Source organism: Rossellomorea sp. H136, from assembly GCF_056838065.1.
On sequence record NZ_CM166371.1, the window covers coordinates 2,055,628 to 2,080,561 of the forward strand.

At 40.6% G+C, this 24,934-nt stretch carries 21 protein-coding genes; all 21 read left to right on the forward strand.

Translation table 11 applies throughout. The features are described from left to right. Positions 1-17 precede the first annotated feature (17 nt). The 21 genes from flhA to rimP all read left to right on the forward strand — a co-directional run bounded on the left by flhA (position 18) and on the right by rimP (position 24,913). Entirely contained in the window at positions 18-2,054 is a 2,037-nt protein-coding gene (gene flhA / locus ACYH0O_RS10405; RefSeq protein WP_482632168.1) for a flagellar biosynthesis protein FlhA, read from the forward strand. Continuing rightward, positions 2,051-3,208: a flagellar biosynthesis GTPase FlhF gene (gene flhF / locus ACYH0O_RS10410; RefSeq protein ID WP_482632169.1), complete on the forward strand. Its 1,158-nt coding sequence runs from the start codon at positions 2,051-2,053 to the stop codon at positions 3,206-3,208. Before flhA ends, flhF begins: the two co-directional genes overlap by 4 nt. Continuing rightward, the gene (locus ACYH0O_RS10415) at positions 3,189-4,049 is read left to right on the forward strand and encodes a MinD/ParA family protein (protein ID WP_482632170.1); all 861 of its coding nucleotides are present in this window, start codon (positions 3,189-3,191) and stop codon (positions 4,047-4,049) included. Before flhF ends, ACYH0O_RS10415 begins: the two co-directional genes overlap by 20 nt. A gap of 9 nt (positions 4,050-4,058) precedes the next feature. Continuing rightward, on the forward strand, positions 4,059-5,132 hold the full coding sequence (locus ACYH0O_RS10420; protein ID WP_482632171.1) for a protein-glutamate methylesterase/protein-glutamine glutaminase: 1,074 nt from the start codon (positions 4,059-4,061) through the stop codon (positions 5,130-5,132). Positions 5,133-5,147: 15 nt separating this feature from the next. Continuing rightward, the gene (locus ACYH0O_RS10425) at positions 5,148-7,172 is read left to right on the forward strand and encodes a chemotaxis protein CheW (protein ID WP_482632172.1); all 2,025 of its coding nucleotides are present in this window, start codon (positions 5,148-5,150) and stop codon (positions 7,170-7,172) included. Between the two features lie 12 nt (positions 7,173-7,184). Then, entirely contained in the window at positions 7,185-7,631 is a 447-nt protein-coding gene (locus ACYH0O_RS10430; protein ID WP_482632173.1) for a chemotaxis protein CheW, read from the forward strand. A gap of 15 nt (positions 7,632-7,646) precedes the next feature. Then, complete coding sequence (locus ACYH0O_RS10435; RefSeq protein ID WP_482632174.1) at positions 7,647-8,282, forward strand: chemotaxis protein CheC; 636 nt, start codon at positions 7,647-7,649, stop codon at positions 8,280-8,282. After that, on the forward strand, positions 8,279-8,776 hold the full coding sequence (locus ACYH0O_RS10440) for a chemotaxis protein CheD (protein ID WP_482632175.1): 498 nt from the start codon (positions 8,279-8,281) through the stop codon (positions 8,774-8,776). The genes ACYH0O_RS10435 and ACYH0O_RS10440 overlap by 4 nt, the downstream gene beginning before the upstream one ends. Before the next feature lie 120 nt (positions 8,777-8,896). Continuing rightward, the gene (locus tag ACYH0O_RS10445; protein ID WP_482632176.1) at positions 8,897-9,655 is read left to right on the forward strand and encodes a FliA/WhiG family RNA polymerase sigma factor; all 759 of its coding nucleotides are present in this window, start codon (positions 8,897-8,899) and stop codon (positions 9,653-9,655) included. Positions 9,656-9,796: 141 nt separating this feature from the next. After that, the gene (locus tag ACYH0O_RS10450; protein ID WP_482632177.1) at positions 9,797-10,321 is read left to right on the forward strand and encodes a DUF6115 domain-containing protein; all 525 of its coding nucleotides are present in this window, start codon (positions 9,797-9,799) and stop codon (positions 10,319-10,321) included. Positions 10,322-10,479: 158 nt separating this feature from the next. Next, on the forward strand, positions 10,480-11,187 hold the full coding sequence (rpsB, locus tag ACYH0O_RS10455) for a 30S ribosomal protein S2 (protein WP_034760179.1): 708 nt from the start codon (positions 10,480-10,482) through the stop codon (positions 11,185-11,187). Positions 11,188-11,336: 149 nt separating this feature from the next. Further along, positions 11,337-12,218 carry a translation elongation factor Ts gene (gene tsf / locus ACYH0O_RS10460; protein ID WP_149155532.1) on the forward strand — a complete coding sequence of 294 codons (882 nt, stop codon included), beginning with the start codon at positions 11,337-11,339 and terminating at the stop codon, positions 12,216-12,218. Between the two features lie 82 nt (positions 12,219-12,300). Continuing rightward, on the forward strand, positions 12,301-13,026 hold the full coding sequence (gene pyrH / locus ACYH0O_RS10465) for a UMP kinase (RefSeq protein WP_148968763.1): 726 nt from the start codon (positions 12,301-12,303) through the stop codon (positions 13,024-13,026). Beyond that, a complete protein-coding gene (gene frr, locus ACYH0O_RS10470) occupies positions 13,026-13,583 on the forward strand; it encodes a ribosome recycling factor (RefSeq protein WP_149155533.1) in 558 nt (185 codons plus the stop codon). Before pyrH ends, frr begins: the two co-directional genes overlap by 1 nt. Positions 13,584-13,858: 275 nt before the next feature. After that, complete coding sequence (locus ACYH0O_RS10475) at positions 13,859-14,650, forward strand: isoprenyl transferase (RefSeq protein WP_482632178.1); 792 nt, start codon at positions 13,859-13,861, stop codon at positions 14,648-14,650. Continuing rightward, the gene (locus tag ACYH0O_RS10480) at positions 14,650-15,435 is read left to right on the forward strand and encodes a phosphatidate cytidylyltransferase (RefSeq protein WP_482632179.1); all 786 of its coding nucleotides are present in this window, start codon (positions 14,650-14,652) and stop codon (positions 15,433-15,435) included. The genes ACYH0O_RS10475 and ACYH0O_RS10480 overlap by 1 nt, the downstream gene beginning before the upstream one ends. 34 nt (positions 15,436-15,469) lie before the next feature. Beyond that, positions 15,470-16,612, forward strand: coding sequence for a 1-deoxy-D-xylulose-5-phosphate reductoisomerase (dxr, locus tag ACYH0O_RS10485; RefSeq protein ID WP_482632542.1), 1,143 nt, complete (start codon positions 15,470-15,472; stop codon positions 16,610-16,612). A gap of 117 nt (positions 16,613-16,729) precedes the next feature. Further along, positions 16,730-17,986, forward strand: coding sequence for an RIP metalloprotease RseP (gene rseP / locus ACYH0O_RS10490; protein ID WP_149155536.1), 1,257 nt, complete (start codon positions 16,730-16,732; stop codon positions 17,984-17,986). Between the two features lie 147 nt (positions 17,987-18,133). After that, positions 18,134-19,843: a proline--tRNA ligase gene (locus tag ACYH0O_RS10495; RefSeq protein WP_482632180.1), complete on the forward strand. Its 1,710-nt coding sequence runs from the start codon at positions 18,134-18,136 to the stop codon at positions 19,841-19,843. 93 nt (positions 19,844-19,936) lie between these two features. Then, entirely contained in the window at positions 19,937-24,256 is a 4,320-nt protein-coding gene (locus ACYH0O_RS10500; protein ID WP_482632181.1) for a PolC-type DNA polymerase III, read from the forward strand. A gap of 186 nt (positions 24,257-24,442) precedes the next feature. Beyond that, positions 24,443-24,913 carry a ribosome maturation factor RimP gene (gene rimP / locus ACYH0O_RS10505; RefSeq protein ID WP_482632182.1) on the forward strand — a complete coding sequence of 157 codons (471 nt, stop codon included), beginning with the start codon at positions 24,443-24,445 and terminating at the stop codon, positions 24,911-24,913. Positions 24,914-24,934: the final 21 nt, after the last annotated feature.

Below are 24,934 nucleotides of genomic sequence, written 5' to 3' on the forward strand. Positions count from 1 at the left end.
CAGTTAGGAGAGAAACAATGTCAGCAAGAGATTTATCCGTACTAGCCAGTGTCATATTAATCGTTGCCATGCTTATCATCCCGTTCCCATCCTGGTTATTAAGCTTATTGATCATCGTTAATATTTCGCTTGCACTCCTTGTACTCCTAACCTCGATGAACATGAATGAACCATTGCAATTTTCTATATTTCCTTCCCTATTATTATTGTTAACACTTTTTCGATTAGGTCTAAATGTTTCCACAACGAGATCGATCCTTAGTAAAGGTGAAGCAGGGGACGTTGTGGAAACTTTTGGAACATTCGTTGTAGGAGGAAACATTCTCGTCGGTCTGGTAGTATTCATCATCCTCATCGTGATCCAATTTATTGTCATAACAAAAGGATCTGAGCGTGTGTCCGAGGTAGCGGCAAGGTTTACACTTGACGCAATGCCCGGTAAGCAGATGAGTATAGATGCCGATTTGAATGCCGGGATGATTTCAGAGCATGATGCCAGAAATCGTCGGGAAAAAGTAGGTCGGGAAGCAGATTTCTATGGTGCCATGGACGGGGCATCCAAATTTGTTAAGGGAGATGCCATAGCCGGGATTGTCATTGTCATGATCAATTTAATCTTCGGTATTATTATCGGCATGACACAACAAGGGCTGCCTATTGCCGAAGCGGCAACCCGTTATTCCTTACTTACAGTAGGAGACGGAATTGTCAGCCAGATTCCTGCCCTATTGATCTCAACCGCCACGGGCATCGTGGTAACAAGAGCTGCATCTGAAGGAAATCTGGGACAGGATATCATGAATCAGCTACTGGCTTATCCTGCGATGCTGTATGTAGCTGCCTTCACGATCTTCATGCTGGGTGTAGCAACTCCTATTAATGACATCTTAACTATTCCAGTGGCAGCTCTTTTGGGGATAGGGGCCTTCATGCTTTCAAGGTCACCTAAGGAAACTGAATCTGACCTGATGGAAATGGAAGAAGAAGTAGAGCAGGACGAAATGAAAAGTCCGGAGAGCGTCGTGAACTTACTGAATGTGGATCCGATTGAATTTGAGTTCGGCTATGGTCTGATTCCCCTTGCCGATACGAATCAGGGAGGAGATCTCCTTGACCGGATTGTAATGATACGACGTCAATTAGCGATAGAACTGGGCCTGGTCATACCTGTAGTAAGGATCCGGGACAATATACAACTTCAACCGAATGAATATCGCTTGAAAATTAAAGGCAATGAGATGGCCCGTGGAGAGCTTTTGCTTGATCATTATTTAGCCATGAGTCCAGGTGTGGAGGATGATTCCATTGAGGGAATTGATACGATCGAGCCATCATTCGGTCTTCCCGCTAAATGGATTTCAGAAGAAATGAGAGAGCAGGCAGAAATATTCGGATATACGGTTGTGGATCCGCCGTCAGTGGTGTCAACCCACATAACCGAAATGATCAAAACAAATGCTCATGAGCTACTGGGCAGGCAGGAGACGAAACAGCTCATTGATCACCTGCAGGAATCCTACCCAATATTAGTGGAAGAAGTGACGCCGAATCCTTTAACTGTAGGTGAAGTACAAAAAGTATTAGCCAAGTTGTTAAAGGAAAATGTGTCAATCAGAAACTTGCCGATTATTTTTGAAACACTTGCTGACTATGCCAAAATGAGTTCAGATACAGAACTTTTAGCTGAATATGTCAGGCAATCGTTGGCTAGACAAATTACCAGTCAATATGTTCAAGGAGATACTTCCTTAAAAGTTGTGACGATGTCAGGAAAGGTTGAAAAATTGATTGCCGACGCCATTCAACAAACGGAACATGGAAATTATTTATCCATGGATCCAAACGATTCTCAAGGAATCCTGGAGGCAGTCGCATCTCAAGTGGAACAGTTGTCTCTTATGGAGGAGCCACCGATTATTCTGTGTTCCCCTGCTGTGAGAATGTACGTAAGACAATTAACAGAAAGGTATTTTCCTCAAGTACCTATCATTTCATATAACGAATTAGAAGCAAATGTAGAAGTACAAAGTTTAGGGGTGGTGAATGTCGGATGAAAGTAAAGAAATATGCAGCACCTTCCATGCATGAGGCAATGAAGAAGGTCAGATCTGAATTAGGGGATGATGCCGTCATCCTAAACTCTAAAATAGCATATACGGGCGGTTTCATGGGGTTATTCAAAAAGAAAATGATTGAAGTCATTGCAGCCATCGATCCGGAGGTTGAGAGTGAAAAGGTAGAGATGAGTAGAATGAAAGCGACCTCTGCACCAATTACTCCTCCTTCCCCATCCGAAAAAAAATACGAAGTTCCTAATAAATTGGTAGAGTCAGAATTAAAAGAATTAAAACAAATGATTTCTACTATAAAATCAAAAAATCAATTCGAGAAATTTGCTGAAGATGTTCAAGAAATCTTGATATTTCTCAAAAATCATGACATGAGTGATACAACTCTCTTCCGATTGGGTGACTATCTTGAGGAGAGAATCAAGAGTGGATTTCTTCCAGGGAACAATCGAAATGAATGGGCTAAACAGGAAGTCAAACATTTTCTGGAAGGTCTTCTGGAAGGAATCGCTCTTGGTGGTATGAGTTACAAGAAGAAATACATTAACGTGATTGGCCCAACGGGTGTGGGGAAAACAACTACTTTAGCGAAAATGGCGGCTGAAGCAGTCATTGAAAAACGGATGAAAATAGCTTTCATCACGACAGATACGTATCGTATAGCAGCGATCGAGCAATTAAAGACGTATGCAGGTCTGTTGAATGTTCCAGTTGAAGTAGTCTATAAAATAGAAGACTTTAAAAAAGCAATCGACAAATTCCAGGACTACGACCATGTCTTCATTGATACTGCAGGCAGGAATTTTAGAGAAAAGAAATATGTAGAGGATTTGCGGGAAATTATTGATTTCGACCAACAAATGGAGACGTTCCTGGTTCTTTCCCTTACGAGCAAGGAGAGAGATATGAAGGAAATCATTTCACAGTTTTCTTCGATTGACATTGATCGATTTATTTTCACGAAACTAGATGAAACATCCAGTTACGGTTCTATGATCAATATGATGACAGAGGTGAAGATCGGTACATCTTATGTAACGACCGGTCAGGATGTACCGGAGGATATTACCGAGGTGGATGTTGAAGAAATAGGTCATTTACTAATGAAAGGATTTCGATATGAAAGATCAAGCATATAACCTAAGGAGGAAAATGCTCATTGGCGACTCTTCTCCCGCTAAAACGATTGCAGTAGTAAGCGGAAAGGGTGGGGTTGGAAAATCGAATATCTCCACTAACCTTTCCGTTTTGCTTGGTAAAGAAAATAAGAAAGTATTATTAGTTGACCTGGATATCGGCATGGGAAATATTCATATTTTACTAGGAAGTCATCATTCCTACTCAATCATGGATTATATTGAGGAAAAAGAACCGGATATCAGTACAATTATATGTGAAAATGTTCATGGTATCTCTTACATAAGTGGGGGGAATGGTCTGAAAAATATAGTGGAGTGGAAAGAGGAGCAGATAGAACGGTTCTTTGAAGTGATGGAGTATGCAGTTCAAAATTATGATTACATACTTTTTGATATGGGTGCAGGAGCTACGAAAGAGACGTTGGAATTTCTCTTGGCGATGGACGAAATCATTGTTGTCACGACACCTGAACCTACCTCGATTACAGATGCCTACTCGATGATGAAATATATATATTTGAGGGATCAAGAGAAACGGTTCTATATGATATGTAATCGGGCAGAATTCAAGAAGGAAGGTCTTGAAACGATTACGAGATTACAAGAAACGGTGAGGAAATTCCTCCATAAAGAGATAGATTCTTTAGGAGTCTTGCCTGAAGATTCAACAGTAAGGAAGGCGGTCATTCATCAAACACCAATAGTCGTCGGATACCCTGCTTCAGCCATGACTTTAAGTCTGCGTACGATGTTGCATCTTCTTGTCGGGGGAACGAATCGACCAGTGACGAAACAGGCAGGCTTTTTAAAGAGTATGAGAAATTTATTTTTTGGGAGGTAAAATTCCTGAATGAAAAAAGTTCTAGTTGTAGATGATTCAGCATTTATGAGAAAACTTATTGGTGATTTTCTTACAGCCTCCAAACAGCTAGAAGTGATAGGAATTGCAAGAAATGGTGAAGACGCGATCTCAAAAATTAAAAAACTCCGTCCTGACGTCGTGACCCTTGACGTGGAAATGCCAAAGATGAATGGAATAGAAGCCTTAAGGAGAATCATGGGGGAATGTCCGGTACCTGTCGTGATGCTCTCATCTACTACCAAAGAGGGGGCGGAGGAGACTGTCAAAGCAATGGAGCTTGGAGCTGTTGATTTTATCGCGAAACCTTCAGGAACCATTTCATTAGACCTTCATAAAGTTCAAGATGAAATGGTTGAAAAAGTAATATCGGCAAGCAAGGTGAACATGACGAAAATAACCAGCGCATTTCGAAAAAGGACAAAGTCAAGTGAATCTGCTAATAGAGGTGTACCAACAATACCTTCAGAACATAAATGGACCAGAGGTTCACCGAAATTGATCCTTATTGGAACATCAACAGGAGGTCCACGCGCTTTACAGCAGGTGCTCACAGAACTATCTCCTCAACTGGATGCACCAGTGGTCGTCGTGCAGCATATGCCACCCGGATTTACCAACTCACTGGCCAATCGGTTAGATGGTCAATCAGCCATTAAAGTGAAGGAAGCGGAGCATGAAGAAATCCTTCAAAAAGGAACAGCATATATAGCACCAGGTGGTTTTCATACGAAGGTGGTAGACCATGGAGCACATTTAGCCTTTGAACTATCAAAGGAAGAAGCACCACGAAATGGTCACAGACCTTCCGTAGACATATTGTTTGAATCCGCAAGCCTGCTTCGAAATTATGGCAAAATAGCTGTCATTATGACGGGGATGGGCTCCGATGGCTCCGAAGGATTGATCAAGCTTAAAGAAACAGGCGAAGTGAAAGCCATTGCAGAATCAAAAGAGACTTGTATTGTGTTTGGAATGCCGAAATCGGCTATCGCTACAAATTTAGTGGACAGCGTGGAACATATCGAGGATATTTCTCGAACTATTATGAAGTACATGCTGTAGAGAGGTGTGGAGCACATGGAATTGAGTCAATATTTAGAAGTTTTTATAGAAGAGAGTAAGGAAAATCTACAAACTTGTAATGAGCAACTACTGGAATTGGAGAAAAATCCTGAAAACCTGGCGATTGTTAATAAAATTTTTCGTTCAGCTCACACGTTAAAAGGAATGTCTGCAACGATGGGTTACGAAGATTTAGCAAACCTTACCCATAAAATGGAGAATGTTCTGGATGCTATACGTAATGAAAAAATAAAAGTGACACCCAAAATATTGGATGTAGTCTTTAAATCCGTTGACGACCTGGAAGCAATGGTGTTTTCTATCGCGGACGGCGGAGATGGAAAACGGAACGTGACGGAAGTAGTCACCCTTCTACAAGCAATTGAAAAGGGTGAAGATTTACAATCCGCAAGTAATGAAGCTGCCGCAACCATAGCCCCTGAAATATATACATTGTCCATGAAGTACGAAGCATTTGAACAAACCGTTATTCAGCAATCCTTTGAGCAGGGATTCCGTTGCTTTGAAATTACCGTTTCCTTGCGGGATGATTGTTTGTTAAAAGCAGCAAGAGTTTATATGGTTTTCGAAGTGCTGGAAAAACTCGGAGAAGTCATTAAGTCTTTCCCTACTGTAGATCAGCTGGAAGAAGAACAGTTCGACCATTCCTTTGTTATAGCAGTTGTGTCAAAAGAGGATGCAAGTGACATAGAAAAGAGTATACGTAACGTCTCTGAGGTTGAAGAAGTAACCTTAATGGAACTGACTCCACATCATATTCACAACAACGAAGTGAATGGATTGCAGGAACAGTCAGGAGAAGTTGTTGTAAAAGAAAAGGAAGACACGATACCTAAAGAAGCAAATTCAACATTAAGACAATCAAATCCTTCGAGCAAAACAATACGTGTAAACATTGAGCGCCTGGATGTACTGATGAACCTTTTTGAAGAACTTGTCATTGATAGAGGAAGATTGGAACAAATCTCAAATGATTTGAATAATCCGGAATTAAATGAAACGGTTGAAAGAATGACACGAATTTCCGGAGACTTACAAAGCATCATCCTCACTATGCGGATGGTTCCCGTAGAAACAGTATTTAACCGCTTTCCCCGCATGGTAAGACAGCTTGCAAGAGATTTAAATAAGAAAATTGAATTAGAAATCATAGGGGCAGAAACAGAACTTGACCGGACGGTGATTGATGAAATCGGAGATCCACTCGTCCATTTAATTAGAAATGCCCTGGATCACGGAATTGAAATGCCAGAGGTTCGCTCGAAAAATGGTAAGCCTGAGCAAGGGACGGTCAAGCTGAAGGCCTATCATAGCGGAAATCATGTATTTATTGAACTAGAAGATGATGGTGCAGGTATTAATAAGCAGCGAGTGATGGAGAAAGCGATTCAAAAAGGAATTGTATCAGAAGAAGTAGCGCAAACCTTATCCGATAGGCAAATCTATGAACTAATCCTGGCTTCAGGATTTTCAACTGCTGATCAAATCTCAGATATCTCTGGCAGAGGTGTTGGATTGGATGTAGTTAAAGCGACCATTGAGTCATTAGGTGGTGCCATTACAATTGACTCCAGTGCTGGTGAAGGATCATTGTTTTCTATCCAATTGCCATTAACCTTATCGATTATATCTGTCATGCTCGTCGAAATAGAAGATGAGAAATACGCAATCCCGCTTTCTTCCATTATCGAGACGGCCATAGTCAAAAAAGAAGAGATCATGAATGCACATAATCAAAGAGTGATAGATTTCAGAGGCAAGGTAGTTCCGTTGTTATTCCTGGAGGATGTATTCGAAGTTCCTAAAGGTTCAAAAGATGAAGAGTTTTATTCTGTCGTGGTTGTCCGCAAAGGAGAAAAAATGGCAGGGTTAGTAGTGGATTCATTTATTGGTCAACAGGAAATCGTACTAAAATCTTTAGGGAATTATCTTAATGATGTATTCGCCATTTCAGGTGCAACCATATTGGGGGATGGGCAGGTAGCGCTGATTATAGATTGCAATGCATTGATTAAATAGGAGGTAAGGGAAATGAGTATAGTGTCAGAGACGTTAGAAGACCTAAAGCTTATCGTATTTCAATTGGTGGATAAGGAGTATGCCATTCCTGTCGATCAGGTCCGATCAATTGAGAAGCTCGAGCATATTACAAGAGTGCCTAGAACGCCTTCCTATGTTAAAGGTGTAATAAATTTACGTGGTGTCGTAACCCCCATCATAGATTTAAGAAGTCGGTTCGATATATCCTCTTCTGAGCCAACCGAAAGCACCCGTGTGATTATCGTAGGTTTAGAGGATAAAGAGGTAGGATTGATCGTTGATGCGGCAAATGATGTGTTGGATGTAGAGAGAGAAATGATTGAACCTTCACCGGAAGTTGTCGGGGTAGTAGAAGCAGAGTACATTGGTGGGGTAGTAAAGCAAAATAAACGATTATTGATTCTACTTCATTTAGACAAAATACTGCAATCCATCTAAGGAGAACAGATACGAATGGGTTATGAGAAGAAAATATCGTCAATGCACTTAGATATTTTGAAAGAAATCGGAAATATAGGAGCGGGGCATGCGGCAACTGCCCTCTCTACTCTTCTGGATAAGAAAATTGACATGAAGGTACCCAGTGTCCAGGTTGTTACATTCGATGAAATGATGGACATGGCAGGAGGACCGGATAATGTGGTCGTAAGTGTGTTCTTAAGAATTGAAGGGGATGCACCGGGAAGTATGTTTTTTTTATTGCCTCTTGAACAAGCTTCTACTTATATTCGAACAATGATACAGGATCGTTCTTTTTCCTTTAGTGAACCACCGTATTCAGAATTAGGTTTATCAGCCATGCAAGAGTTAGGAAATATTCTCTCAGGTTCATATTTGTCCTCTTTATCCGACTTTACGAGTCTTAAGCTATTACCTTCTGTTCCCGCTTTATCAGTAGATATGGCTGGTGCCATTATCGGTTTCGGCTTACTGGAAATTTCTCAGGTAAGTGATTATGCCATCGTCATAGATACAGCACTAAAAGAAGAAGAGATAGATGAATCAGAAAGTGTGAAAGGTCACTTCTTCCTCTTACCGGATCCCGCTTCATTTGAAATCATCTTCCAATCCCTCGGTGTGAAGATATGATTGTAGTGGACACAGTGGTAAGGGTGGGTATTGCAGATATGAATATCGTTAGTAAGGGAAGTTCAATTCGTACATCGGGCTTAGGTTCTTGCATAGGGGTGGTATTATACGATGAGCTTATCAAACTGGCTGGTATGGTCCACGTCATGCTCCCTCATTCATCGTTAGGGAAAGAGCCTTCCATGAACTTAGCTAAATATGCAGACACTGGAATAGAGGAACTCATTCGACAACTGGGAGAACGGGGTGCGAAAGTTGAGAGTCTTAAGTGCAAAATGGCGGGCGGTGCACAAATGTTTCAATTCAAATCAAAAAGCGATGTGATGAGAATTGGACCAAGGAATGCTGAAGCGGTGAAAGAGGCTCTCCTGAAGCATCGAGTGCCAATTGTAGCAGAGGATTTGGGTGGTAATAAAGGGAGGACCATCGAATTCTTCACGTCGACTGGAATCCTTCATGTTCGCACGGTGAATGAAGGAACAAGAGAATTATGAGTTAATGAAAACTTTCAAGGAGTAAATGTAACAGGAAAGATCCACTCGTTTTCTCATACCATGGAGTTCTATACCTTAAAGCAGGTTTCAGGAAGAAAATAGTAAGCAAGGAGGATTCTTATGTCTCAGCAACCCCCTCGAACAGATGAACAACTATATTGGGAGAAATGGATTAACAGTCGTGATACCCAGGCAGGTGATATGTTAGTTAAGAAATACATGCCCCTTGTGTCGTATCATGTTCAGAGAATTTCCGTTGGGCTGCCAAGAAATGTCTCGAGAGAAGATATAAAGAGTCTTGGGTTGATGGGTTTACTGGATGCACTTCAGAAGTTTGATCCAACAAGAGATCTAAAGTTCGATACATATGCTTCGTTCAGAGTCCGGGGAGCCATTCTCGACGGACTGAGAAAAGAAGACTGGCTACCAAGATCAACAAGAGACAGAGCGAAAAAAATCGAAGCCAAAACAGTAGAGTTGGAACAAATTTTATTACGCCACGTGACCGCCGAGGAAGTAGCCGCCTCATTAGAGATGGCTCCTGAGGAAGTATATCAAACGACCAATGAACATTTCTTTGCCAATGTTCTTTCCATGGATGAGCAACTAACCGATGAAGATCATGAGTCTCAAAGCTATTCTATTAAAGATGATAAGACGATCACCCCTGAGGAAGAAGTGCTTAAAGGTGAAAAGATAACAGAGTTAGAGAAAACGATTTTAACGCTTTCTGCTAAAGAACAGCTTGTGTTAAGCTTATTTTATAAAGAGGAATTAACTTTGACGGAAATCGGGGAAGTCATGAAATTGTCAACGTCACGAATTTCACAAATTCATTCCAAGGCCATTTTTAAACTGCGCAATTTATTAGGCTCTTGAATCAACTCTATTGATTAACAGTGCACACTATAAGCCAAAACCATATATAATGATGGACTGTTCCGGGGAAATACGGTTTAAAGGAGCAGTCCTTTTATATGCTTTGGAGAAACAAAAATCAAACTAAACTAAGGTGATGACATGGTAACATTCCTGCTTTTTATATCTTTTCTACTTAATATTGCTTCCTTGCTTGCGATCGTCATTTTATACTCAAGGCAAAATCGTTTTCTTTACATGGAAAAAGAACAAGAGAAAATGATCATGGAATTGGAAGAAGTCATTTCTACTTATCTGATAGAAATGAAAGAAGAGAATGAAGAGTTTATTAGGAAATTTAATCATCATGCTAATAATGACACACGTATCACTGACATAACAGATGGTGAGAAAGTAAACAGTACCCCGCTTCAAACCAATCCCAATTGGTCAGGAGCAGGATATAAACAAGCTTCAAAGGCCTATCAGCAATCACCAAAACCTCAAATGGAAGCTGACGAAAAAAAGTTGGAAGTGAAACCTATAGTAAAAACTAATGAAGTTCCCCTTATCCAACAGGTTCTCTCACTAAAAAAAGAAGGGAAGGACATCGAGGAAATAGCTCAAACTGTCGGAAAAGGGAAAACGGAAATTGAGCTCATGCTAAAATTCCGTCAAATTATGTAGGAATGTCTTGATTGGTTGGAATAGGTGTGCTATAGTATTCATGGTGTGATTACACACGTTTCTCGATTGAGGTAGATGGTGCTATTCAAACGAATAGTTTCTACTACAAGATGACGGAAACGGAGGAGAAAACAAAAACCATTTAGGAGGAAACACACATGTCAGTAATTTCTATGAAACAATTGCTAGAAGCTGGTGTACATTTCGGACACCAAACTCGCCGTTGGAACCCAAAAATGAAGAGATACATCTTCACTGAGCGTAACGGTATCTACATCATCGACCTTCAAAAAACAGTAAAAAAGGTTGAAGAAGCGTACAACTTCGTGAAAGAATTAGCTGGTAACGGCGGTAAAGTTCTTTTCGTTGGTACGAAAAAACAAGCACAAGAGTCTGTTAAAGAAGAAGCAGAACGTGCAGGTATGTACTACATCAACCAACGTTGGTTAGGTGGAACACTTACGAACTTCGAAACGATCCAAAAACGTATTACACGTCTTAAAAACATCGAGAAGATGGAAGAAGACGGAACGTTTGAAGTACTACCTAAGAAAGAAGTAGTACAACTTAAAAAAGAACATGAGCGCTTAGTGAAATTCTTAGGCGGAATCAAAGATATGAACACGCTACCTGATGCATTATTCATCATCGACCCTCGTAAAGAGCGTATTGCTGTAGCTGAAGCTCGTAAACTTCATATCCCTATCGTGGGTATTGTTGATACTAACTGTGATCCGGATGAAATCGATGTTGTCATTCCTGCCAATGACGATGCAATCCGTGCGGTTAAGCTTCTTACAGGTAAAATGGCGGATGCTATTTTAGAAGCTAAGCAAGGTGAAGAAGCAGCTGTAGCAGCTGAGTAATGAATGGAAGGTGATAAGAGGGCTTACCCTTATCACCTTTTTTTAAAGAGTATTCACATCTACTGTTCTCAATTCGAGATACAGTACATTTTTGACTATCACCCATGAGTGATATAGTCTACATAGTTAAACTAAGGAGGAAACCCACTATGGCAATTACTGCACAAATGGTTAAAGAACTTCGTGAAAAAACTGGCGCTGGAATGATGGACTGTAAAAAAGCGTTAACTGAAACTGATGGAGATATGGACAAAGCAATTGACTTTTTACGTGAAAAAGGAATTGCAAAAGCAGCTAAAAAAGCTGACCGTATTGCAGCTGAAGGTACTACTTTCATCGCAAGCGAAGGGAATACTGCTATCATTTTCGAAGTGAATGCAGAAACTGATTTCGTTGCGAAAAACGAAAATTTCCAAAGTCTTGTTAAAGAATTAGCTGATCACTTATTAGCTAACAAACCGGCTACTGTTGAAGTTGCTTTGGAACAAAAAATGGCGAATGGTTCAACTGTAAGTGAATTCATCAACGCTGCTATCGCTAAAATCGGAGAAAAAATCACTCTACGTCGTTTTGAGATCCGTACTAAAGCTGATAACGCTGCTTTCGGTGAATACCTGCACATGGGTGGCCGTATCGCTGTTCTTACAGTGGTTGAAGGTACTACAGATGCTAATGTTGCGAAAGACGTTGCTATGCACGCTGCAGCATTAAATCCTAAATATGTTTCACGTGATCAAGTTTCTGCTGAAGAAGTAGAGCGTGAGCGTGAAGTACTTAAGCAACAAGCATTGAACGAAGGAAAACCAGAAAACATCGTTGAAAAAATGGTTGAAGGCCGCCTTGGAAAATACTTCGAGGATATCTGTATCCTGGATCAGACATTCGTTAAGAATCCAGATCAAAAGGTACGTCAATACCTTGAAGCGAATAAAGCTACTTTAACTGATTTCATCCGTTACGAAGTAGGGGAAGGTCTTGAAAAACGTCAAGATAACTTCGCTGAAGAGGTAATGAGTCAAGTTAAGAAATAATAAAAGCTAAACAATTCTTAGTAGGGAACACTTAGCGTGTTCCCTATTTTTCAAGAAAAATTCTATTTTTATGGAGGTTCCCATGAGCGTTCCTAAATACAAACGTGTCGTTCTGAAACTTAGTGGAGAAGCATTAGCAGGTGATGATGGCTTCGGAATAAACCCTTCTGTCATTAAAAATGTAGCAGAAGAAGTAAAAGAAATTGCTGAACTTGATGTTGAAGTTGCAGTTGTCGTTGGCGGAGGTAATATTTGGCGTGGTAAGATAGGTAGTGAGATGGGAATGGATCGTGCATCTGCTGACTATATGGGGATGCTGGCTACCGTTATGAATTCTTTGGCTCTTCAAGACAGCCTTGAGCAAATTGGCATCGAAACTAGAGTTCAAACTTCAATTGATATGCGTCAAGTGGCAGAACCTTATATCAGACGCAGAGCCATCCGTCACTTAGAGAAGAAACGTGTTGTGATTTTTGCAGCAGGTACGGGAAATCCATACTTCTCAACCGACACTACTGCGGCACTTCGAGCAGCTGAAATCGAAGCAGAAGTCATCCTGATGGCTAAAAACAACGTAGATGGTGTATATTCAGCAGATCCTAAGAAGGACGAGACGGCTGTTAAATATGAAGAACTTTCCTATTTAGATGTTCTGAAAGAAGGTTTGGCTGTAATGGATTCAACAGCTTCTTCTCTTTGTATGGACAATGATATCCCACTTATTGTATTCTCTATTATGGAGGATGGGAATATTAAGAGAGCCATCACAGGTGAGAATATAGGTACAATCGTTAGGGGGAAAGCATAATGCCAAATACGATCATCACAAACGCAAAAGAAAGAATGACAAAAGCTATTCAAACATTTTCTCGTGAGTTAGCAAGTATCCGTGCAGGAAGAGCAAACGCATCTCTACTTGATAAGATTACAGTTGATTACTATGGTGCACCAACACCTGTTAATCAATTAGCAGGTATTTCAATTCCTGAGGCCCGTATGTTAGTCATCCAGCCTTATGATAAATCAGCTTTAGGTGATATTGAAAAGGCGATATTGAAATCAGACTTGGGAATTACACCTACAAGTGACGGGAACATTATTCGAATCGTTGTTCCCGCATTAACGGAAGAACGACGTAAAGAACTTGTGAAGCTTGTGAAAAAAGAAGCTGAAGATGCAAAAGTGGCGATCCGTAATATTCGTCGTGATGCAAATGATGATCTTAAGAAGAAAGAGAAAAGCGGGGACATTACAGAAGATGACCTTCGTGGATATTCTGATGATGTTCAGAAAGCAACAGATGAAAGCATTGTCAAGATTGATGGCATTGCAAAAGATAAAGAACAAGAAATGTTAGAAGTATAATTAATCATATTCTAATCCTAAGGGGCTGACCTATAAGTGAACTCATATTCCTTATGGGCCGGTCCCTTTGTTTTATGCTTGTTTAGAGTGTCTATGATGATAGCCGGCTTCTCCATTTCTCTGATTGAATGATTTAATTCGTTTTGAGAGAAACATCGTTTAACGTTCAAAATACATATATGAATGTACATAATCTATTTTCTTAAAGATATCTTCCTTATTTTTTGATATGATAGTAAAGGTAAATATTTTTTGGATTGTTGGTGGAGGATTTTATGCTAAACAAGCTTAAGCAATGGAAAAGACAGCAAACTTCCGAAGAAGTGGATGTTCGATTTCAAGAATTAGTAAAACACCCGATTCCGGGTCATATAGCTATTATTATGGATGGTAATGGAAGGTGGGCAAAAAAAAGAGCCCTACCTAGAGTCGCTGGACATCATGAAGGCATGAAATGTGTTAGAAGAATAACGAAATTGGCAAACGAATTAGGTGTAGAAGCTTTAACTCTTTATGCTTTTTCGACCGAGAATTGGAAACGTCCAAAAATGGAAGTTGAGTTTCTTATGAAGTTGCCAGAAGAATTTTTAGGAACCTTTCTACCTGAATTAGTAGAAGAAAACGTTCAGGTGAAAATGATGGGTTCTCCTGATGCATTGCCGAGCCACACTAAGGGAGCCGTCACTAAGGCGATGGAAGCTACGGAGAATAATGACGGTCTGATATTAAACTTTGCTTTAAATTACGGCAGCCGCTCAGAAATTATTGATTCTATGAAGCATGTCTTAAAAGATGTTCAGAATGGAATACTAGATGAGAACCAATTGAATGAAGAAGTGTTTTCAAGTTACTTGATGACGAAAGATTTAAAAGATCCAGACCTGCTTATTCGAACGAGTGGAGAAATCCGCTTAAGTAACTTTATGCTTTGGCAATTAGCTTATACAGAGTTCTTTTTTACAGACGTACTGTGGCCGGATTTTGGCAAGGAACATTTAATTGAAGCAATTGAAGCATATCAAGGTCGTTCAAGAAGATTTGGTGGGTTACAAAGCGAGGAATCCTAATGAAACAAAGAATTATTACAGCAGTGATAGCTGCAGCGATATTTTTGCCAATCATCATCTTTGGTGAAACACCATTTATAATTTTAATGTATCTTATTGCTTCCATCAGTTTATATGAAGCATTAAAAATGAGAGGGCAATGGATTTTTACTGTTCCCGGGTTATTATCTTTGGCCCTGTTGTGGGTATTTTTGATCCCAACCGATGCTATCGGGATTTTAGCAGACTTTGGCTATTCCAAGATCGAAATGGCTTTTCTTGCCGTGCTGCTCTTCTTAACATATACAGTAGCAACTAAGAACCGTTATACATTCGATGATGTGTCTTTTGCTCTGTTAAGCATTTTATATATAGGAATTGGTTTCTATTACTTTATGGAGATCCGTTTGGATGAAGGAGTACAGTTTGTTTTCTACGCTTTATTTATCATATGGGCAACAGACTCAGGTGCTTATTTCATCGGAAGAGCAATGGGGAAAAAGAAGCTATGGCCTCAAATCAGTCCGAATAAAACTATCGAAGGTTTTGTTGGCGGGATTATTTGTGCCATCGTAGTTGGAGTTATCATGACGTTTTTCACTGATCTTGATATGTCCATTCCTAAACTTATTATCGTGACTGCAATTCTATCCGTCTTTGGACAAGTTGGAGACCTGGTCGAATCAGCTTTGAAAAGACATTACAAAGTAAAAGATTCCGGACATTTATTACCGGGACATGGTGGAATGCTGGATCGTTTTGATAGTTTATTATTTGTGTTTCCCCTTCTTCACTTTCTTTTATAAAGGTAGAAGGCTTCTAGTGGGAGGAGTGTAGTTGTTGAAAAAGATTAGCTTATTGGGAGCTACCGGTTCTATAGGGACACAAACCCTTGATGTAATCCGTGAGCACCCTGATGAATTCAAACTGACAGCTATGACTGTTGGCAGAAATATAGAAGAAGCTAGAAAAATGATTGTAGAATTCAATCCTCAAATGATTTCTGTTCAACGAAAAGAGGATGCTGAATTACTAAAGAATGAAATGCCATCTTCAGTAAAGGTTCTATATGGGGAAGAAGGCTTGGTGGAGGTGGCTTGCCATCAGGATGCGGACATACTCGTTAACGCAGTGTTGGGAAGCGTGGGGCTTCACCCCACATTACAAGCCATCGAAGCAGGGAAAATGATTGCGATTGCCAATAAGGAAACGCTTGTAACGGCTGGACATCTGGTGATGGAGGCTGCCCGGAAAAAGAATACTACTTTACTGCCGGTTGATAGTGAGCATTCTGCCATATTCCAAGCGCTGCAGGGGGAACAAGAAAAGAATATTGAAAAACTGATCATTACAGCATCCGGAGGCAGCTTCAGAGACCGGACGAGAAAAGAATTAGTGGGTGTCACAGTAACAGAAGCCTTGAATCACCCGAACTGGTCAATGGGAGCAAAGATTACCATTGACTCTGCTTCAATGATGAACAAAGGGTTAGAGGTCATAGAAGCACATTGGTTATTTGATATTCCATATGACCAAATTGAGGTGGTGCAACATAGAGAGAGCATTATCCACTCCATGATTCAATTCCACGATTCATCTGTGATGGCTCAATTAGGTACGCCTGATATGCGTGTTCCGATTCAATATGCTTTAACCTATCCCGACAGACTTAATAGACCAGGTAAGAGATTGGATTTAGTCGAAATGGGTAAGCTTCATTTTGAAGAGATGGATTTAAATCGTTTCCGCTGTCTTGCTTTTGCCTATGAAGCAGGACGGATCGGCGGCAGTATGACGACGGTACTTAATGCTGCAAATGAAGCGGCAGTTTCCATGTTCCTGGAAAATAAGATATCTTTCCTGGACATTGAAGCGTGTATTGAGAAGGCTATGTCTATTCATCAAGTGATACATAGACCAGATCTTGAAACCATACATGAGATTGATCAACAGACTCGACAACTTGTTTTAAGCTGGTTGTAGAGTACTTGGGCATTTTTACATGTTCTGTAACGTAGAATGATAGTGGACATGTTTCTTACCTATACTTCAAACATTTAGATCTGTTACCAACAGGTTATAAAAAAGGTGGTTTTTTATTTGCAAACGGTGATTGCCTTTGTTGTTATTTTTGGAGCTTTAGTATTTTTTCATGAGCTTGGACATTTAATTTTCGCGAAGCGTGCAGGCATTTTATGCCGTGAATTCGCAATAGGGTTTGGTCCTAAAGTGTTTTCATACAAAAAGGATGAAACAACCTATACGATTCGCTTATTGCCTCTTGGGGGCTTTGTCCGAATGGCCGGGGAAGATCCGGAAATGGTTGAGCTAAAGGCCGGACATCGGGTTGGTCTTGTACTCGATCAGGATGAAAAAATTAAAAAAATTGTCTTAAATAACAAAGATCGCTATCCGAACATTCGTGTCATTGAGGTAGAAGAAGCGGATTTAGAGCACAGACTGCATATTCGTGGATACGAAGAAGACGAGGAGGAACTGAAAACCTTTTTAATCTCCAGGGACGCCGTATTCATTGAAGATGGTGTCGAGACACAAATCGCTCCATGGGATCGACAATTTGCATCTAAGTCACTACCCCAACGGGCGATGGCCATTTTTGCGGGGCCGCTATTTAACTTTATTTTAGCCTTCTTCATTTTCATTCTTGTAGGCTTATTGCAAGGGGTTCCTACGAATGATCCTGTTCTTGGCGAACTCACAGAAGATGGGGCAGCAAAAGAAGCCGGCCTTCAGAAAAATGACGTGATTTTAAGTATAGACGGTAAAGAGATTTCCACATGGGATGATATTGTCACCATCATACAGAAACACCCAGGCGATGAACTGCGGTTTAATGTTGATCGTAACGGCTCAAACACAGAGATTTCAGTTACCCCAAAACCTCAAGAAATAGAAGGGGAAGAAATAGGGATTATTGGTGTTCATAGTCCTGTTGAAAAGTCGCCTCTCAAAGTGGTGACCAATAGTGCACAGCAAACCTATGAATGGACCAAAATGATTTTTGTTCTATTAGGAAAGCTTGTGTCCGGTGAGTTTTCAATCGATGCTTTATCAGGGCCGGTCGGAATCTATCAGTCAACGGATGTTGTTGCTAAATCGGGTATATTCTACTTAATGAGATGGGCTGCCATCCTTAGTATCAACCTGGGAATTATGAACCTTCTGCCAATTCCTGCCCTTGACGGAGGCAGACTCCTGTTCTTCGCAGTTGAAGCGGTAAGAGGGAAACCGGTGGATCGCCAAATGGAAGGAATGGTCCATTTTGTCGGGTTTGCCCTGCTCATGGTTCTCATGCTCGTTGTTACATGGAACGACATTCAAAGGTTTTTCTTATAAAATATGATACATGAAACATGAACAGGCAGTTTCTCCCTCCAGAATCAAAAAATGAGGGTGTCACTGCCTGTTGATTTAAGATAAAATAGTAACAAGGAAATTCCCACACTACATAAATAATATATATGGTAACTGAGGTGCTAATAGATGAAGCAACGTAATACATTCATCCCTACTTTAAGAGAAACACCAGCTGATGCAGAAATTAAGAGTCATCAGCTTCTCTTGAGAGCAGGATTCATAAGACAAAATGCAAGTGGTATTTATAGCTTTTTGCCATTAGGAAATAAAGTATTAAAAAAAGTGGAAGAGATTGTTCGTGAAGAATTAGATGCAGCCGGTGCTGTTGAAATGCTCATGCCTGCCCTGCAGCCTTCCGAGCTCTGGAAAGAATCGGGACGCTGGGGAACGTATGGCCCTGAATTAATGAGAATGCGTGATCGCCATGATCGTGAATTTGCCCTTGGAGCAACACATGAGGAAGTGATTACAAGTTTAGTAAGGGACGAAATTAAATCATATAAACGTCTACCCGTCACGATGTATCAAATTCAAACTAAATTCCGTGATGAAAAGCGTCCACGTTTTGGACTCCTTAGAGGAAGGGAATTCATTATGAAGGATGCCTATTCATTCCATTCTTCTTCTGAAAGCCTGGATCAAACATACGATGCATTATTTCAGGCGTATTCAAAAATATTCAGCCGATGCGGGCTGAATTTCAGAGCAGTTATCGCTGACTCTGGAGCGATGGGCGGTAAGGATACACATGAATTTATGGTGTTATCTGAAGTCGGCGAAGATACGATTGCATACTCCGATAAATCGGATTATGCAGCGAATATCGAAATGGCTGAAGTAGTGGATTCCTATACTCAATCGGATGATGAGATGCTTGAATTGGAAAAGGTATCAACACCAGAGAGTAAATCGATTGAAGAAGTTTCCTCTTTCCTGTCTATTGAGAAAGATCAATGTGTGAAGTCGCTCCTATTTAAGGTAGATGATGATTATGTACTGGTATTATCCCGTGGTGATCATGAAATTAATGATATCAAAGTGAAGAACCTTCTAAATGCAAGTGTAGTTGAATTGGCATCAGCCGAAGAAACGAAAGAGCTCATCGGATGTGAAATCGGATCAATTGGCCCTTGTTCATTAGATAAAGACGTGAAAATTGTTGCTGATCAAGCAGTTAAATACATTCGAAACGGTGTAGCAGGAGCAAACGAAGCAGGATACCATTTCACAAACGTGAACCCTGAACGTGATTTTGAGGTTTCTCAATACGCAGATCTTCGCTTCATTCAGGAAGGTGACCCTTCTCCTGACGGAAATGGTACGATTGTTTTCGCTAAAGGAATCGAAGTGGGACATGTATTTAAACTGGGGACAAGATATTCAGACGCATTAGGCAGCTCATTCTTAGATGAAAATGGCCGATCTCAGTCGATCATCATGGGTTGTTACGGAATAGGTGTCTCTCGTACCCTTGCAGCAGTTGCAGAGCAATTTAATGATGACAATGGTCTGGTTTGGCCTACGAATCTTTCACCATATGACCTTCATTTAATTCCGGTTAATATGAAGGATGAAGCACAGGCTATACTTGCAAACGAACTATATGACACATTTAAAGAAAATCGTTATGATGTATTAATGGATGACCGGGCCGAGCGTCCAGGTGTTAAATTCGCTGACTCTGACCTGATTGGACTTCCAATTCGCATAACGGTCGGGAAGAAGGCAGGAGAAGGCATTGTTGAAGTGAAAGTAAGAAGCACAGGTGAGATGCTGGAAGTGCATAGGGACGAGCTTCTGCCAAAACTGCAAGAACTATACAAGACTCTTTCTTAAAAAGAAAAGGGCTCGACTTTAAAGGAGTCAATCCTTAGCTGTCAGCCCTTTTTCTACTGTAAATAACACGATTAGAAATGGGGGAGAAGGATCATGGAAGAAAAGCCCCTGGGCAAAAGAGAGAGGTTTCAACTGTTACTAAAGCAATTAGGGTTAACAGAGGATGCCTTTGTGAAGTACTTTCAATACGCTGAAATTGAAAAACTAGCGGTGTTTCGCAAGGAGAAGAAATGGCATTTTTACTTTACATTCGAAGAAATCATCCCGTGTAACGTGTGGAATAAATTTTCAATCGCACTGCAAACATCCTTTAAACATATTGCAAACGTGGGATTTACGATAAAAGTGGTGAATACCCAAATATCAGATCAGCACATTTTAGATTATTGGCAGGAATGTGTGAAAGAAATCCAAGGTATTTCACCACCATTATTAAAATTATTAAATACTCAAAAGCCGAAAATCAACGGAAATAAAATTATTGTGTTTGCTTCCAATGATACAGAAGCTACACAGTTAAAGAGAAAATACGGTGAAATGATCACCTCTACTTTCGAGAACTTTGGCTTTCCTAAACTAGTATTGGATGCAGAGGTAAGTCAAGTAGAGGAACAAAGCAATGAGTATGAGAAGTTTTTAGAAGAAAAGCTTAAAGAAGATCAAGAGAGAGCCAAACAAGCTCTCATTGAAATGGAAAAGGCTGAAAAAGAGGAAGCAAGTGATGCACCCAGCGGTCCATTCATGCTTGGTCTTACGATTAAAGACGATGCTGACTTCCGAAAGATTGAAGAGATTTATGACGAAGAACGCCGAATCGCCATTGAAGGGTATGTTTTCCATTGTGAAACACGTGAATTACGTAGCGGTCGTACTTTATTAACATTTAAAGTAACAGACTACTCAAGTTCCATCCTGGTCAAAATGTTTTCGAGGGACAAAGAGGACGCTGCTATCATGAACAATATGAAAAAAGGTATGTGGGTCCGCTGTCGAGGAAGTATTCAAAATGATACATTCGTACGTGACCTGGTGATGATCGCCAACGATGTGAATGAAATCAAACCGGTTCTGAGATTGGATACTGCTCCTGCTGATGAAAAAAGGGTGGAGCTTCACATGCATACCCCAATGAGTCAGATGGATGCCGTTTCTTCAGTGGCAAGTCTTGTTGCCCAAGCAAAAAAATGGGGACATAAAGCGGTTGCGATAACGGATCATGCCGTTGCACAGTCGTTCCCTGAGGCATACAGCGCAAGCAAGAAAAATGATATTAAACTGCTGTATGGGGTTGAGGCGAATCTTGTAGATGATGGAGTGCCAATTGCCTATAACGACCGGGATCTTCCTTTAGAAGATAGTACCTATATTGTCTTTGACGTTGAAACGACTGGACTTTCGGCGGTTTACGACACCATCATTGAACTCGCCGCTGTGAAAATCAAAGATGGTGAGGTCATTGACAAATTTGAATCGTTTGCCAACCCTCATCATCCGTTATCCGCGACAACCATTGAATTAACGGGGATCACTGATGATATGGTGCAAACGGCTCCTGACATAAACGATGTTCTTCACGACTATCATAAATGGGCAGGAGAAGATATATTAGTTGCACATAATGCTTCCTTTGATATGGGTTTCTTGAATGCAGGGTATCAAAAAGCAGGACTGCCTAAAGCGACTAACCCTGTCATCGATACGCTGGAGCTTGCAAGACTCCTGTATCCTCAATTCAAGAATCATCGTTTAAATACGTTAGCAAAGAAATTTGATATTGAACTTACCCAGCATCACCGAGCGATCTATGATGCGGAAACAACTGGATACTTGTTATTGAAAATGCTGAAGGATGCCGTTGAAAAAGGTATCACCAATCATAATCAATTCAATGATTACATGGGGAAAGGTGATGCATACAAGCGGTCAAGACCCTATCACTGTACACTGATTGCCCAAACGGAAGAAGGCTTAAAGAACCTTTATAAACTAGTATCCATATCTCACATGAATTATTTTTACCGTGTTCCGCGAATTCCCCGCTCTCAGCTTCAAAAGTATCGAACGGGAATTCTCGTAGGTTCAGGCTGTGACAAAGGCGAAGTGTTTGAAGGGATGATGCAAAAAGGGAAAGAAGAAGTTGAGGATACTGCTCAATTTTATGATTACCTTGAAGTTCATCCAAGAGAAGTCTATCAACATTTAATCGAGTTGGATTTGGTGCAAAGTCAGAAAAACCTTGAAGATATCATTAAAAACATAGTGGATCTTGGTAAGAAGTTGGATAAGCCGGTAGTGGCTACCGGTAACGTTCATTACTTAAATGAAAACGACAAGATTTACCGGAAAATTCTTGTTGGCTCTCAAGGCGGAGCGAATCCGTTAAACCGACACGAACTTCCTGATGTTCATTTTAGAACAACGAATGAGATGCTGGATGCATTTTCTTTCTTAGGAAAAGAAACAGCGAAAGAAATTGTTGTGGATAACTCCAACAAAATAGCCGACCTTGTAGACGTAATTAAACCAATCAGAGATGATCTTTATACGCCTAAAATTGAAGGCGCTGATGAAGAAATGCGTCGCATGAGCTATGCCATGGCGAAAAGCATTTACGGAGAGAAGCTGCCTGAAATTGTAGAAGCAAGGCTCGAAAAGGAATTAAAGAGTATTATCGGGCATGGATTCGCAGTCATCTATTTAATCTCACATAAGCTCGTGAAAAAGTCATTGGATGATGGGTATCTGGTAGGATCCCGTGGATCAGTAGGTTCTTCTTTTGTTGCAACAATGACAGAAATAACGGAAGTAAATCCTTTACCTCCACACTATGTATGTCCATCTTGCAAGAAATCCGAGTTCTTTGATGACGGATCAGTAGGATCCGGGTTTGATTTGCCCAATAAAGATTGTCCTGATTGTGGAATTCCATACAAGAAGGATGGTCATGATATTCCGTTTGAAACATTCCTTGGATTCAAAGGAGACAAAGTTCCTGATATCGATTTGAACTTCTCGGGTGAGTATCAGCCTAACGCCCATAACTATACGAAGGTTCTGTTCGGTGAAGATAATGTATATCGGGCAGGTACAATCGGTACAGTGGCGGAAAAGACCGCCTACGGGTATGTAAAAGGATACGCCAATGATCATCAGCTGCAAATCCGCGGAGCAGAAATCGATCGATTGGTAAGTGGATGTACCGGAGTGAAAAGAACAACGGGACAGCATCCTGGAGGGATCATCGTAGTACCTGATTATATGGATATCTACGATTTCTCACCAATTCAATTCCCTGCTGATGATTCAAGCTCGGAATGGAAAACAACACACTTTGATTTCCATTCCATTCATGATAATCTTCTGAAGCTTGATATTCTTGGTCATGATGATCCAACCGTTATACGTATGCTTCAGGATTTATCAGGTGTCGATCCAAAGACGATTCCGACAGATGACCCTGAGGTGATGAAAATCTTCAGTGGAACGGAACCGCTCGGAGTGACAGCGGAACAAATCATGTGTAAGACCGGGACACTTGGGATCCCTGAATTCGGCACACGATTTGTTCGTCAAATGCTTGAGGATACAAAACCGACGACATTTTCTGAACTTGTTCAAATATCAGGACTTTCACATGGTACTGATGTATGGCTGGGCAATGCGCAAGAGCTTATTCATAATAATATTTGTAATCTGAGCGAAGTAATCGGATGTCGTGATGATATTATGGTTTATCTCATCTATCAAGGACTCGAGCCTTCACTTGCCTTTAAAATCATGGAGTTTGTACGTAAAGGGAAGGGACTGCAGGATGAATGGGTAGAAGAGATGAAAAAGAATGGGGTACCGGACTGGTATATTGATTCTTGTTTGAAGATCAAATATATGTTCCCGAAAGCCCATGCTGCTGCCTATGTATTAATGGCTGTTCGTATTGCTTACTTTAAAGTGCATCATGCTCTCTTGTACTATGCTGCTTATTTCACAGTTCGTGCAGAGGATTTCGATATTGAAGCCATGGTGAGAGGGTCACAAGCAGTCAGGGCTAAGATAGAAGACATCAACAGCAAAGGACTGGATGCATCTCCAAAAGAAAAGAACACGTTAACAGTACTGGAGTTGGCCCTTGAAATGTGTGAGCGGGGATACAAGTTCCAAAAGGTAGACCTGTATCGTTCACAAGCGGCTGAATTTGTAATAGATGGAGATTCATTGATTCCACCGTTCAACTCGATTCCCGGGCTTGGGACAAATGCGGCCATCAATATTGTGAATGCAAGACAGAATGGGGAGTTTCTCTCTAAAGAAGATCTTCAACAAAGAGGTCGAGTCTCCAAGACAATCATCGAGTACCTGGACAATCACGGCTGCTTGGAAGCCTTGCCGGATAAGAACCAATTATCCCTATTCTAAGCTGATACCATGGGAATTGTTTGCATAAAAATGTTGATTATGGTATATTTTTATTGGAAATACTAAAGATAGCTCTAAAGGTAGAAGAGTGGGGTCGCACCCCACTCTTTCGTTATTACATGGAGATTTTTTGAACTATCATTTCTAGTCTTGGTGCAAGATTTTCATATAGACCAGGAGGTAAGTATGAGCAAAATAACAACACTTGTAGAAGAACTTGTTACACCAATCTTAGACGACATGTCATTAGAACTCATTGACATGGAATATTTGAAAGAGGGATCCAATTGGTTTCTTCGCGTATTTATCGACAAAGATTCAGGTGTTGACATTGAAGAATGCGGAATAGTAAGTGAAAGACTTAGTGAGAAGTTAGATGAAATTGACCCAATTCCTCATAATTACTTTTTAGAAGTTTCTTCACCGGGAGCTGAACGTCCTTTAAAGAAAGAAAAGGACTTTGAGAAAGCCATCGGCAAAAACGTTTATGTGAAAACATATGAGCCAATGAACGGTGAAAAAGCCTTCGAAGGCACACTTCTTTCCTATACTTCAGACCAATTAGCATTAGAAGTAACCATTAAGACTCGAAAAAAGAAGGTTGAAATTCCAACAGATAAGATAGCGATCGCACGATTGGCTGTTACATTTTCATAGGAACTAACCGCACTATAAAGG

What these genes read in the sequence shown, in the direction of transcription:
- flhA (WP_482632168.1), top strand. Translation starts at nt 18, where the DNA reads ATGTCAGCAAGAGATTTATCCGTACTAGCCAGTGTCATATTAATCGTT.
- flhF (WP_482632169.1), top strand. Translation starts at nt 2,051, where the DNA reads ATGAAAGTAAAGAAATATGCAGCACCTTCCATGCATGAGGCAATGAAG.
- ACYH0O_RS10415 (WP_482632170.1), top strand. Translation starts at nt 3,189, where the DNA reads ATGAAAGATCAAGCATATAACCTAAGGAGGAAAATGCTCATTGGCGAC.
- ACYH0O_RS10420 (WP_482632171.1), top strand. Translation starts at nt 4,059, where the DNA reads ATGAAAAAAGTTCTAGTTGTAGATGATTCAGCATTTATGAGAAAACTT.
- ACYH0O_RS10425 (WP_482632172.1), top strand. Translation starts at nt 5,148, where the DNA reads ATGGAATTGAGTCAATATTTAGAAGTTTTTATAGAAGAGAGTAAGGAA.
- ACYH0O_RS10430 (WP_482632173.1), top strand. Translation starts at nt 7,185, where the DNA reads ATGAGTATAGTGTCAGAGACGTTAGAAGACCTAAAGCTTATCGTATTT.
- ACYH0O_RS10435 (WP_482632174.1), top strand. Translation starts at nt 7,647, where the DNA reads ATGGGTTATGAGAAGAAAATATCGTCAATGCACTTAGATATTTTGAAA.
- ACYH0O_RS10440 (WP_482632175.1), top strand. Translation starts at nt 8,279, where the DNA reads ATGATTGTAGTGGACACAGTGGTAAGGGTGGGTATTGCAGATATGAAT.
- ACYH0O_RS10445 (WP_482632176.1), top strand. Translation starts at nt 8,897, where the DNA reads ATGTCTCAGCAACCCCCTCGAACAGATGAACAACTATATTGGGAGAAA.
- ACYH0O_RS10450 (WP_482632177.1), top strand. Translation starts at nt 9,797, where the DNA reads ATGGTAACATTCCTGCTTTTTATATCTTTTCTACTTAATATTGCTTCC.
- rpsB (WP_034760179.1), top strand. Translation starts at nt 10,480, where the DNA reads ATGTCAGTAATTTCTATGAAACAATTGCTAGAAGCTGGTGTACATTTC.
- tsf (WP_149155532.1), top strand. Translation starts at nt 11,337, where the DNA reads ATGGCAATTACTGCACAAATGGTTAAAGAACTTCGTGAAAAAACTGGC.
- pyrH (WP_148968763.1), top strand. Translation starts at nt 12,301, where the DNA reads ATGAGCGTTCCTAAATACAAACGTGTCGTTCTGAAACTTAGTGGAGAA.
- frr (WP_149155533.1), top strand. Translation starts at nt 13,026, where the DNA reads ATGCCAAATACGATCATCACAAACGCAAAAGAAAGAATGACAAAAGCT.
- ACYH0O_RS10475 (WP_482632178.1), top strand. Translation starts at nt 13,859, where the DNA reads ATGCTAAACAAGCTTAAGCAATGGAAAAGACAGCAAACTTCCGAAGAA.
- ACYH0O_RS10480 (WP_482632179.1), top strand. Translation starts at nt 14,650, where the DNA reads ATGAAACAAAGAATTATTACAGCAGTGATAGCTGCAGCGATATTTTTG.
- ACYH0O_RS10495 (WP_482632180.1), top strand. Translation starts at nt 18,134, where the DNA reads ATGAAGCAACGTAATACATTCATCCCTACTTTAAGAGAAACACCAGCT.
- ACYH0O_RS10500 (WP_482632181.1), top strand. Translation starts at nt 19,937, where the DNA reads ATGGAAGAAAAGCCCCTGGGCAAAAGAGAGAGGTTTCAACTGTTACTA.
- rimP (WP_482632182.1), top strand. Translation starts at nt 24,443, where the DNA reads ATGAGCAAAATAACAACACTTGTAGAAGAACTTGTTACACCAATCTTA.